At 55.0% G+C, this 11,169-nt stretch carries 10 protein-coding genes and 1 tRNA gene; 4 read left to right on the top strand and 7 right to left on the bottom strand.

Features of this window, described 5'->3' with window-relative positions:
* Positions 1-150: 150 nt before the first annotated feature.
* Complete coding sequence (locus tag B2R17_RS05035) at positions 151-540, bottom strand: hypothetical protein (RefSeq protein WP_286763107.1); 390 nt, start codon at positions 538-540, stop codon at positions 151-153.
* 282 nt (positions 541-822) lie between these two features.
* Here B2R17_RS05035 and csrA point away from each other — a divergent pair, with 282 nt between their 5' ends.
* Positions 823-1,035 carry a carbon storage regulator CsrA gene (csrA, locus tag B2R17_RS05040; protein ID WP_007327053.1) on the top strand — a complete coding sequence of 71 codons (213 nt, stop codon included), beginning with the start codon at positions 823-825 and terminating at the stop codon, positions 1,033-1,035.
* Positions 1,036-1,199: 164 nt separating this feature from the next.
* Positions 1,200-1,272: transfer RNA gene (locus B2R17_RS05045), tRNA-Glu, on the top strand.
* Between the two features lie 136 nt (positions 1,273-1,408).
* On the opposite strand, the gene B2R17_RS05050 is transcribed toward B2R17_RS05045, so the two are convergent.
* Positions 1,409-2,746 carry a hypothetical protein gene (locus tag B2R17_RS05050; protein ID WP_339889041.1) on the bottom strand — a complete coding sequence of 446 codons (1,338 nt, stop codon included), beginning with the start codon at positions 2,744-2,746 and terminating at the stop codon, positions 1,409-1,411.
* 111 nt (positions 2,747-2,857) lie between these two features.
* Between B2R17_RS05050 and B2R17_RS05055 the strand changes: the two genes are divergently transcribed.
* Positions 2,858-3,277 carry an RrF2 family transcriptional regulator gene (locus B2R17_RS05055; RefSeq protein WP_007327055.1) on the top strand — a complete coding sequence of 140 codons (420 nt, stop codon included), beginning with the start codon at positions 2,858-2,860 and terminating at the stop codon, positions 3,275-3,277.
* Between the two features lie 61 nt (positions 3,278-3,338).
* Here B2R17_RS05055 and B2R17_RS05060 read toward each other — a convergent pair whose 3' ends face one another.
* The 5 genes from B2R17_RS05060 to B2R17_RS05080 are packed head-to-tail and all read right to left on the bottom strand — an operon-like array spanning position 3,339 to position 8,269.
* A complete protein-coding gene (locus B2R17_RS05060; protein ID WP_286763109.1) occupies positions 3,339-4,799 on the bottom strand; it encodes a DUF2201 family putative metallopeptidase in 1,461 nt (486 codons plus the stop codon).
* Positions 4,796-5,890 carry an AAA family ATPase gene (locus B2R17_RS05065; protein ID WP_286763110.1) on the bottom strand — a complete coding sequence of 365 codons (1,095 nt, stop codon included), beginning with the start codon at positions 5,888-5,890 and terminating at the stop codon, positions 4,796-4,798. Before B2R17_RS05065 ends, B2R17_RS05060 begins: the two co-directional genes overlap by 4 nt.
* 38 nt (positions 5,891-5,928) lie before the next feature.
* Entirely contained in the window at positions 5,929-6,630 is a 702-nt protein-coding gene (locus B2R17_RS05070) for a hypothetical protein (RefSeq protein WP_286763111.1), read from the bottom strand.
* Positions 6,627-7,385: an exodeoxyribonuclease III gene (locus B2R17_RS05075; RefSeq protein WP_286763112.1), complete on the bottom strand. Its 759-nt coding sequence runs from the start codon at positions 7,383-7,385 to the stop codon at positions 6,627-6,629. Before B2R17_RS05075 ends, B2R17_RS05070 begins: the two co-directional genes overlap by 4 nt.
* A gap of 8 nt (positions 7,386-7,393) precedes the next feature.
* Positions 7,394-8,269: an AIM24 family protein gene (locus B2R17_RS05080; RefSeq protein ID WP_286763113.1), complete on the bottom strand. Its 876-nt coding sequence runs from the start codon at positions 8,267-8,269 to the stop codon at positions 7,394-7,396.
* A 60-nt stretch (positions 8,270-8,329) separates the two neighbouring features.
* Here B2R17_RS05080 and B2R17_RS05085 point away from each other — a divergent pair, with 60 nt between their 5' ends.
* Entirely contained in the window at positions 8,330-11,056 is a 2,727-nt protein-coding gene (locus B2R17_RS05085; protein WP_286763114.1) for a peptidase MA family metallohydrolase, read from the top strand.
* The last annotated feature ends 113 nt before the right edge of the window (positions 11,057-11,169 follow it).

The following is an 11,169-nucleotide window of genomic DNA, read 5'->3' on the forward strand; positions in this document are numbered from 1 at the left end:
ACCGGGATGCCAAAAGTCCGAAAACCAGAAAAAACGTTCCAAGTGTTTCAACCGCACCGCAACAAGTTTTGCATTTCCCATGCAAATCGCCGGCAAATGCGACCCAATCAGCATTCGCTGAAATTCGCCCGTTTTCTGGCCGGTGATAAATCAACGCTCAGCGGAGTTGGTCGAACAGACGTCTTTTTCAAAACCTTGTAAATCTTGCCATGTTCGATCGGGGATCCGCATCAACGAGATCGATGACGGATCGGCAAACACCGAAAACAGTGTTCGCAGGCGTTCCCTCAACAATCGGCGCCCTTCCTCGGATGAACCACGGCCATGCAAGTCAACGTATTGAATGGCCTGACCGTTGTCGTAGACGGTGCCATCGATTTGCCAGCCTTGCGACTGATTGGCCCAAGTAAACGAACCATCCCATTCAAAAAACAGTCCTTCCAGTGCCTCGAATCGGCCTGCGACGGTCTCCATCGACACGTCAAACGCCCCCCGATCAGGTCCGTAAACGTAAGTCTGAAACGTAAAAGCAGCAGTCATCGGATAGAAAATCGCCAATTGAGTTGGGAATGGGTCGAAAACGCGACACTTCGTATTTGCTAGCAAAACGGGGCATTTCGCAACCTGAACCCCTCTAACAAGCGACCACCGAAAGATTTTTCACTGTTTGTCAACCCGGATTTCCTTGACCGAACCGTTTTTTGTCCTAGAGTTGTTGGACCAAGGATCTCTGTCCGTACTCCCTTCCACAACCTGTCCACTATTCGTCGTTGACTAGGCAGTTGTTACTAGGAGGCAGGCGGCCGCAAAAAGGAATGAGCCATGTTGGTACTCTCGCGAAAGAAAAACGAAAGCATTGTCATCAACAACGATATCAAAATCGTTGTGGTGGAAATCCGTGGAGACAAGGTCCGCCTCGGCGTGGAAGCTCCTCGCGAAGTGCCAGTTCACCGTCGTGAAGTCTACGACGCGATTCAGCGGAATAACGAGGCGTTCGATGCGAACGCACCAGCAGATTCGAACGACGTTTCGTAGGTTAATTTCCGGCTCACTGGACGTTCGTGAAGGCACATTCAGCCTCCTGACAACTTTTTTGTTGTCGCACAGCAAATCGGACGCTCGTATCCCTTGACGCCTTCATGCGATCTTGGTTTGATACTCGCCTCGTTGGCACGCCAGCTTTTGTTGGCAAACCAACCGGCCCCTTCGTCTAGCGGTCTAGGACATCGCCCTTTCACGGCGGTAACACGGGTTCGAGTCCCGTAGGGGTCACTGAATAAGCCGTCTGCTTGTAAAAGCTGGCGGCTTATTTTTTGCGCCGACAGCAAGCCGCCCCGACGTCGCTGGGCCCTCGGCACCCGGCGGCCAACCAAGATGCGATCTGGCACGGCCACGTCGCTTTCACAAGCTACTGAAAGTCAGGATGGGTCGCTTTGAGAATCTCCAGAATCTCACGACGCATCGTGTCGCTCAGATGCTGGTAAGTCTCCGACTGATCGTCGCCGCTGAGGATGCTTTTCAGCTTCTCCAGCACGCGAGCTTTCACTTCGCTCGGTAACTCCGTGAACGAATCGGAGTAAATTAGATAGCTGCACGGATATCGGAACAGGCGTGTTTCCAAATCAAGATCACGTAGCGACCGCTGCTCCGAATCTCGCGGGCCCATCGACGTGAATTCTTTGGCGAACGTGGAGGTCCCCGCTACCGAATCGGTCAACGCGAACTCGTCACACATCAACAGGTACTTCAGCACTCGATCTGCGGACGACTCAATCCGCCGCGTCGCACTCTCGCTGATGAAATCGGGTTCGCGTTCGAGCAACTCATTCATTTGGTAGGACTGATGCAGAGCCTGCCGCGTTTCGAAGTTGGCCGCCGTGATCGCGTTGTGCATTTGCGTTTGATGCTCCAACACCATCAACGCCACGATATCGCTGTGCGGCGTCAGATACGAATCCGTGCGGAAGAACTCCCCAAGATCGTCCTGGTTCGCTCCGCTTTCACGGTCCAACTCATGAGCCTCATCGGTGCAAATTACATTGCCCATGTGACGCATCGAGCCATGGGATCCGGTGACATACCATCCACCCCAACGTTCGTCGAACGGGCTGGTGTGATCCGTCGTGAACGTCCCGCTACCGAGCTTGGGACGCCCCGCCGCATCGGCGAAAACACTGCGAATCAAAAACCCAGGAACGTTCTGAGTTCGCGACGACGCGTGACAAGACAGACACCCGCCACGATCCCGGACGAACTCGGGTTCTTTTTCTTCGGACTGGGACAAGGTGTAAAAGATCGCACCTTGTTTGGCATCGGTGGAAGCGAACTCCAAAACATCACCGTGCTGGCAATAACCAACGTAGACGTCGTCGTTGAAATACAACGCTCGTGGACGCCGGGGCGAGATTCGATGCAACTGCAGACTGGTCTTCGAAAACACCAACGTCTGCGAACTCAGTGGCACATCAAGGGCCTCGAGAACTGACGGCAAATACCCAAACTTTGGATCGCTGTTCAGTGCCACTTCGCCCGCTTCGATGCGTTTTGCTAGCCTGGCGACGGGATCATTTACCTCCGCGTTGAGGTAATCAATCGGTGGACGTTCAAAATCAGGCTGTGCCGATGCCGAGGACGCCATCCAAAAGATCAAGCAAAACAGCCCGCCACTGATCACCCGCAATTTTGCTGCGGTAATTGACCGGCCATGGGCGGATGGAGCGGCACCATTTGAATGCAGCGAGACCATAGAAGATTGCTCGTACGTGGGTTCCAGCTTAAACTCTTATTCGTACACCTGACTGTACAGAATCAATATCTGCATTTCAACATGTAGATTTCAAATTCACAACAAACAACTATGCTTTCCAAAACCGCCGAATACGCTCTTCGCGCCATCGCCTGCATGGGCAGCCAGGTCGGAAAACCAGTCCCGGCGGATCACTTGGCCGAGCAAACCAAGGTGCCTCGGCGATACCTCACTCGCGTGCTGCAAGACCTCGGTGCAGCAGGCTTGGTCCGTTCACGCCCGGGTCCCGGCGGCGGTTACGAGCTGTGCGTTCCAACGGACACGTTGACGATCTTGGACGTCGTCAACACGGTTGCTCCGGTCGAGCGAATTCGAAAATGCCCGCTCGGCCTGAAGTCTCACACCGATCTTTGCCCGCTGCATGCAGAACTCGATCGTGTCTACGCCGCGACCGAAGAAGCTTTCCGCGGCGTCACGATCGATGACTTGGTCAACTCAACCAACCCCATCCTGCCACTCTGCGAAAGTTGAAGTCGGGCGAATCCGCATTCATGTTTGGCTTGCACCCTTCGATCGCACTTCGCAAGCAAACCTAGGTCGAATGAACCGGCGAGCCGAGTCGTGAAGGCTTTAAGAAAGCGACGTGGCCAAGCGGTTTCAAATCCGCAGCGGACTTCCGGAAAGCCGCCTGGGTGTTAAACAACCAAAGGATCCGTGTGTGCTGATTGGTTGGTCGCTTGGGATGGGGCGAATCGCCGTCGGTGAACACGACCACTCCGTCGTAGCCACGATGCTCATCGATGAACTGAGTCACGCAACCCAAGTCGGTGCCGCCTCGACCGGTGACGCTGATGTCGCGTCTCGCCGACCGAAACGTCAGCGGTTCGCAACGAACCTTCGTATCAAACCAAACGACATCGATCGAGCGAATTCCATACTGGAAAAACCGATTGATGACCGAGAATCCATTTTGCAAATCACGGTGGCTCATCGAGCCCGAGACATCCACCGCGAAAAGCAACCGCGTGGTGAAGTCATACCGGCTGCCCATCTGGGCGAATCCGTAGCGGCGACTTGGACGCATTCGAGTCAGTCGGCGATCGACCGACAGAACACTTTGACGGAACTGCCGCAGGATCGATCGGTAGTCCAATGGCGGCCGAAGCGTTGCCAGCAAACGTTCTTGAGCATGCCCAGGCAAGGTTCCCCAACCACCATTCTCGGCTGCGTCGGCCACGGCGGATTTGATCTCTTCGTGCAGCAAATCATCCGCATCCCACTGGTCCGCGTTTTCCGAACCCGTTTGGCTTGGATCAACATACGACTCCAGGTCACTGCCCGCTGATGAGTCCGCAGCGCCTTCCATCGAAGGCGAATCGGGCGTGGGCTCATTCGATTCGGCCTCGGAGTCTTCAGCTTCTTCTGTCGACGACTCAGCACCGGTTTCGTCCTTCCGCTCGGCCGCCGCATCGCTTCCCGAATCGCCAGCATCACTTGATTCGTCTTCTGGGACTTCATCCGCATCTCCCGTGTCCTCGCCGGGTTTTGAATCCTCCGGCTGTTCCGGTTCAGGAGTTGCATCCTCCGACGGATCGGGTTGATCGCCTTCCCGTTCGGCGAGCTGCCGATAGTAATATTCAAAGTACTGATGATCGTGCGTATCGCTGCCCAAGACTTCCCGTGGTCGCGGCATCGGCAACTTGCTGCGCAAGCATTCTTGCACGGTCAGGTTGCTGGCCGAATACGACAGTTCGGTTTTAGGTTGGCGTCTGGCATACGGATGCCCCAACAGAATTCGCATCGCTTCGAACCGAAGCACATCGCCAAGCTCGTCTTGCTTGAGCGACGAGACAAACGCGGGATTGAACTCAACGCGACCGTGAGCCACTCGCAGCGTCGCGATCTCGGGTTTGGCCACGACTTCGTGCAGCGTCCAAGCGGCAAACAACAACGGATCAACGAGATACCAACTTTCGACGATGCGAGTGATTCGCTCCCGCGCCTTCGCATCTCGTTTCGATTCGGTTTTGCCGGAGGCCGCTGCGTCGCTCACTGAATTCGGATTCCGTCGACGTATTCGGTCAACAAGGTCGTCAGCTCCATTGACTCCGCAAAGAACTCCATCGCCGGTTCGTACTTCGGCTGATCCGTCATGGAAACCAAGTGAGCGACCGCTTCATCCAACTTTCGTTTGCGAAGCAGCTTCAAGTAGCTCAGCATTCCTTTGAGAGCTTTGGTTCGATCCGCATCGTCGTAAGGATCGCCCACCAAGTGAACAAGCAATTGTTCGTTCAGCATCAGCAGTTCACCCAGAGCCATCTTCTCGATCGCTTTCCGGTGCTTACTAGACTGCAACAACACTTGATCGGGCGACACCTGCAATCGCGAGGCAAGGCTTCTGCGGAACGCCATTGCCGCGGGTGATCCCACCACACCGGCAATCAGCTTAACGTGCACCGGCTCGATCGTTTCGACGCCTTGAAGAATATTGGACACGCGAGCCCATCCACGGCGATCGGGTGTTTTGACCAATCCCGACATCGAATCCACATCCTCCGCCGCGGGCAAGATCCCTTCGCCATCCAGGTACTGAGGCTGCTGCTGGACAAATCCGGTCACTCGATCGTCCACTTTGTGTTGATCAGCCCACAGCAACCAATCGTCGACTGTCGGAGCGAACTGATACAGGTTGAACCGCGAAACGAGAGCGGGGTCGAGATCGGTCAGCTGATACTCATCGCCTTCGTTGACCGCCGAGATGATCACACTGCCTTCTGGCAAGCGTTTTCCCGCAAGTGTCTTGTTCAACGCGAGCTCCATCACCGATTGCAGGATTTCTGGTCGAGCCCGGTTGAGTTCATCCAAGAAAAGCACAATCGGTTCCTCATCCGCTGGCCACCAAAACGGAGGCAGAAACTCGCTTCGGCCGGACTTTTCGTCTTTGTGCAGCAATCCAATCAAATCACCTGGATCGCTCATTTGCCCCAGGAAGAACGGCACCACACGCATTCCGCGAGACGAAAAGTGCTCGGCGATGATTTGTGATTTCCCGATTCCATGCCGCCCCACCAACATGATGTTTTGATCAGGCGGAGTGATTTCGAGCAACTGAATCAACTCGTGAACATCAACTCGAACAGCCAAAGGAATGTCTCAATCAACGTGGAAATCAAAATCAAAAATCACTCTTCGTACCGAATCCATTCGGTTCGCCAATCGGCCTGCATAAATCCGATCATCTTGAACCGCAAACCGTCGTCGTACAGGGACCGAAGCGTCCGGATCGTTTCTTGCAATTGCGGCAAAACCTTTTCGAATCGCGTGAACGGGATGTGGATCTCGATCATGTGCTGACTCGATAACTTCACAAACAGACGCAGTTTTTGCGTGTCCATGCTGGTCGCGAAGTCAAATTGTTCTTCTTTGGCCAGTGCCTTGACGCGAGCGACGATCGCCTTGGACTTCATCGAACGGACTTTTGCACGTTTTGCTTCTCCCGCGTGCCGCTTGACGTACCGACGGAGAACTTCCGCCACCAAGCTTTCCACCTCGCCGAAGTCGCTAATTGGGCCGGCGATTTCGCGATCAAACTTTCCAAACACGCATTCGAGTTCACCTTGGTCGTTGCGTTCCAAACGTAGTTCATCGGACCGATAATACGTCTGCGATGCATTTGGGTCTGGAATCGTGAACCGCACCCAAGTCGGCGATCGCGAATCTCGATCGCCGGGGTGATTGGTCAATCGCACGCCCTCGATCTTTTCCAACTTTGCTCGCCACTCTTTGATCAGCGTCGTGCGTTGTCCTGGATCGATTTGAATCGGTGACTCACCCGAGAAGTGCTCTCGAAAGAGCTTTCGCACGGAGGGCAGCGGCAGCTTCACGTCAGGGTCAACTCAACGGGGCAATGGTCCGAACCGTGAATTTCGCAGCGGATCTGTGCATCGGCGACACGATCCCAAAACTTCTTCGCAACCCAAAAGTAATCCAAACGCCACCCAATGTTTCGGGCTCGAGCGTCGCTTCGATACGTCCACCAAGAAAAGTGGCCCGGGCCATCGTGGAATTGCCGGAACGAGTCAATGAACCCTGCCTCAGTGATGGCGTCCAAGCCCGCTCGCTCTTGATCGCTGAAGCCCGCGTTCTTGCGATTGGCCTTGGGATTTGCCAAATCGATCTCTTTGTGGGCGCAGTTCACGTCGCCGCAAAACAAAACCGGTTTGCGACGATTCAATTTTTTGACGTAGTCCAGAAACGCTTCGTCCCACTGCATTCGGTAATCCAACCGAGCCAAGCCTCGCTGTGAGTTCGGCGTGTACACGTTGACCAGATGAAAGTCATCGAAGGTTGTCGTCAGCACACGGCCTTCGTTGTCGTGCTCCTCGATGTTCAACCCCTTGGTGACTTTCGATGGCTTCACGCGACTCCAAGTGGAAACGCCTGAATACCCACGTTTGGTCGCCGTGTTCCAAACCTGGTGGTATCCAAGTTCATCCACCCAAGACAAATCGACTTGCTCGGGCTCCGCTTTCGTCTCTTGCAAACACAGCACATCGGGCTGTTCACTCTCAACAAAGTCACGAAAACCTTTGTCCATCGAGGCACGGATGCCGTTGACGTTCCATGAAATCAGTTTCAACGTTTCAATCAACTTTGGTTTTGGAACACAACTTCTTCGTAAGGCTGAACCACCACGAAGCCATGTCCTTGGAAAAGAAACTGCAACGATTCCCCTGAACCGCGACCGAGCATTGTCTTGAACTGCACATCGGTCTTGAGTTGAGGTTCCAGTTGCCCGGACCACAGCACGGTTGCATTCGGGTCCGTCACGACAGGTTGATGAGGTGTGACCGGCAGCGTGATCGGATCGTAGTGACTGGTGATCGCGACCATACCCGTGCCTTCCAGGCGGATGTTGAACAACCCACCGGCCAACATCGCGGTCATCTTCTTCATCATTTTGATGTTGTAGTTCAATGACATTTCGAACGCGAGGAGGTCGTTTCCGTTGACGCAGATCGCTTCGTTTTGCAGCTCAAGGATGGTGATTTTCTTTCCGCTGTCGGCGCAGAAAACGGAGCCTTTGCCACTGACTTTCGTGAGCGCCGTGCCTTCGCCGGAGACCGCTTTCTTCAGCAGATTGCCCAATCCCTGCGACAGAATTCCTTCACGCTCGAACTTCACATTGCCCGTGTAGGCGATCATCGAACCCATCTTTGTCCACACCTCGCCGCTGAGGTTGATGTCCAACATTCGGTCCGATTCCAGTTCAAACAGTCCCTGATTGAGGTCTTTGTCCCGCGTTTTTTCCAAGAAGCGGTCGAGGGAATAGCGTCTTTCACTCATCGGGAGATCCTTCAGGTCATGGTGATAAAAGAGAACAGCGTCGGACTGCACGCCCACAACGCCATTGAACGCGTCGAGAAGGTGCCACACCAAAGGCAGTGTAGCGATTCCAGCGGAACCGGTTGCGTCTCGGAGGGTTTCATCCGTGCGAGCGGGTTGCTGAGAGCGTAGAATCATCCTACCGATGATTTCCAAATGCGATCTCTCCCGCCTGCGTTCCCAACCACGCACCAAAGCATGAGACCTGTCCTAGTGAATGCATCTCGCTTCCTTGTTGACAACCACCGCGACGATCAGCTTCTCGAAGTGATCGACCTGGGCCATCGTTCTCATTCGCCAAATGGCCGATTCCGCCGGGCCGTTTCTGCGACAGCCAATTGTCTGCTCGTTGTTTGCATTTTGTTTGCAGCCACCCTCATACCTGCGTCCGTTTTCGCGGCCAGCTACGACGACGCGGTGCAGCAATTTCGAAATGGCCAGTACGACGCCGCCGCAACGACTGCCGCAGCGGAAGTCGAGCGAGGCGTCTGGAGCGAACGTTGGCCGCGGTTGTTGATCCAGTGCCAACTCACTCAAGGTGACTACGCCGATGCTTTGCAAACCTATCGCGAAGCTTTGAAGCGATACCCAACCAGCATCGCACTGCGGTACATGGGACTGGATGTTTTGCGGTTCAATGGCTTGCACGATGAAGTCGGCACGGCAGAAGCGGACTTGTTCGCACAAATGCAACGTGCTTTCGCGGGATACATCACTCGCGACAACCTGATCGCCGCGGGTCGCTTTCTAACGGGACGCGGCGAAGACGCTCGCGAGGTTTTGGAAATGTTCTATGACCGGGTGCGTGACCGCGACCCGGAATACCTGGACGCCTATTTGGCCACCGCCGAACTGGCGATTCGAAAAGGTGATTTCCAGGTCGCTGCGAACACGCTTCAAGAAGCATTGAAATTGGAGGAAGAAACTCCCGACCTGCATCATTTGTTGGCCAAAGCGTTGGAATCTAGCGATGGCCAGGCCGCTGGCGAACAAATTGCAATCGCACTTCGCATCAACTCACAACATCTGCCTTCGCTGCAATGGTTGGCCGAACGAGCAATCGATCGCGAACGATACGACGAGGCCAAAGACATCGCGAACCAAATGCTTCAGATCAATCCACATGAACCATCGGCATGGGCTTTGATGGCGGTCATCTCGCACTTAAGAGGCGAATACGACGTCGAAAAATTGATGCGTGCCGCGGCCTTGTCGACCTGGGAACAAAACCCACACGTCGATCACCTGATCGGTCGAAAGCTTTCTGAGAAGTATCGTTTTGCCGAAGGTGCTGCGTATCAAAACCTGGCACTCGACTCCGATCCGTTGCACTTGGCCGCCAGCTTTCAACTCGCGCAAGACATGCTGAGACTGGGCGAGGAAGAGATCGGTTGGGAAATCGCGGGGGAGGTGGCCAAAGCAGATCCATACAATGTGGTTGCGTACAACTTGATGACGCTTCGTGACCGCACCGCGAAGTTCACTGTGCTGAAGCAAGACGGCATCCAAGTCCGAATGGACGCGATAGAAGCCAAGCTTTATGGCGATGCCGTGATGGACTTGCTTTTGGATGCCAAGCAAGTCTTGTGCGAGAAGTACGACGTGATGCCGGACAAACCGGTCTTGGTCGAGATCTTCCCGCACCAAAACGACTTTGCCATTCGCACGTTTGGTCTGCCGGGTGGGGCAGGGTACTTGGGCGTTTGTTTCGGCCGAGTCATCACGGCGAACAGCCCCGCGTCACAAGGCGAACGGCCATCGAACTGGAAAAGCGTTTTGTGGCACGAGTTCTGTCACGTGGTCACGCTGGAGAAAACCAACAACCGAATGCCACGTTGGCTCAGCGAAGGCATCTCGGTCTACGAAGAACGCCAACGCAATCCGTCGTGGGGGGAGAAGATGTCGCCTCAATACCGATCGATGCTGCTCTCGGACGATCTGACTCCGGTCAGCGACTTGAGCGCGGCGTTCCTTTCGCCGCCATCCGCGATCGCGTTGCAATTCGCTTACTACGAATCGTCTTTGGTGATCGAGTTTCTGATCGAACAACATGGTCATGACGCTCTGCTGGCAGTGCTTGATGATTTGTCGGCGGGCATCCCGATCAACGATGCCTTGACCCGGCACACTGGATCGCTGCAACGACTCGACGCTCAGTTCGATACTTACGCGAAAAAACGAGCCAACCAATTCGGAAGCCTGGTCGATTGGTCACGCGACACGCTGCCCGAAAGCGGTGATTTGGCGACTTGGAAAGGTTGGATTCGAGCGAACCCGACCAACTACTGGGGCCTGCGAGAACTGGCGAAAAGCGCCATCGAAGGAGAGCAGTGGGAACAGGCTCTCATCCCGCTTTCTCGAATGCAGCAATTGGGCGTGCTCACTGGCGAACGCGGCGGTCCGCTGGAATGGCTGGCCCGAGCCCACCGTGAATTAGGCCAAGACCGCCAAGAAATCCGAGCGATTCAAGACAATTTGGCACAATCCAGCGATGCTTTGCCGGCTTTGCGGCGTTGGATCAATATTGGCCAATCTGAAGAGCAATGGGAAAACGTTTTGGACGCCTCGCAGCAGGCGCTCGCGATCCAGCCCTTGCTGCCCGAATTCCATCTCGCATCCGCAACCGCCGCCGAAAAACTCGATCGCCAAGATTTGGCGGTGGAAGCTTTGTCGGCGCTGCTTGCATTGGATCCAGTGGATCCTGCGGCGTTGCACTTCCGTCTGGCAAATGCCTACGACGAACAAAACGAGTCCTTCCCCGCGAAACACCATGCACTGATGGCGTTGGAATTGGCCCCCCGCTACCGAGATGCTCACCGCTTGCTGTGGAAACTGCACCACGCGACATCGGAAGAGAATCCGGCGGACGCGGAACAGAATGATGCCGAGAATGTGCCAGCCGTCGAAGAGGAGGAAGCTCTATGACTCCTAAAAACCTCAACCTAATGGGCATCTTGCGAGCACTTGCTCGGGGCAGCGTCCATTCCCATTCACCTCTCCCCCGACCATCGTCGGGGGAGAGGTCGGACGCGGCGTTC

The organism is Rhodopirellula sp. UBA1907 (genome assembly GCF_002337565.1).
GTDB lineage: Bacteria > Planctomycetota > Planctomycetia > Pirellulales > Pirellulaceae > Rhodopirellula > Rhodopirellula europaea.

What these genes read in the sequence shown, in the direction of transcription:
- B2R17_RS05035 (WP_286763107.1), bottom strand. Translation starts at nt 540, where the DNA reads ATGACTGCTGCTTTTACGTTTCAGACTTACGTTTACGGACCTGATCGG.
- csrA (WP_007327053.1), top strand. Translation starts at nt 823, where the DNA reads ATGTTGGTACTCTCGCGAAAGAAAAACGAAAGCATTGTCATCAACAAC.
- B2R17_RS05050 (WP_339889041.1), bottom strand. Translation starts at nt 2,746, where the DNA reads ATGGTCTCGCTGCATTCAAATGGTGCCGCTCCATCCGCCCATGGCCGG.
- B2R17_RS05055 (WP_007327055.1), top strand. Translation starts at nt 2,858, where the DNA reads ATGCTTTCCAAAACCGCCGAATACGCTCTTCGCGCCATCGCCTGCATG.
- B2R17_RS05080 (WP_286763113.1), bottom strand. Translation starts at nt 8,269, where the DNA reads ATGATTCTACGCTCTCAGCAACCCGCTCGCACGGATGAAACCCTCCGA.
- B2R17_RS05085 (WP_286763114.1), top strand. Translation starts at nt 8,330, where the DNA reads ATGAGACCTGTCCTAGTGAATGCATCTCGCTTCCTTGTTGACAACCAC.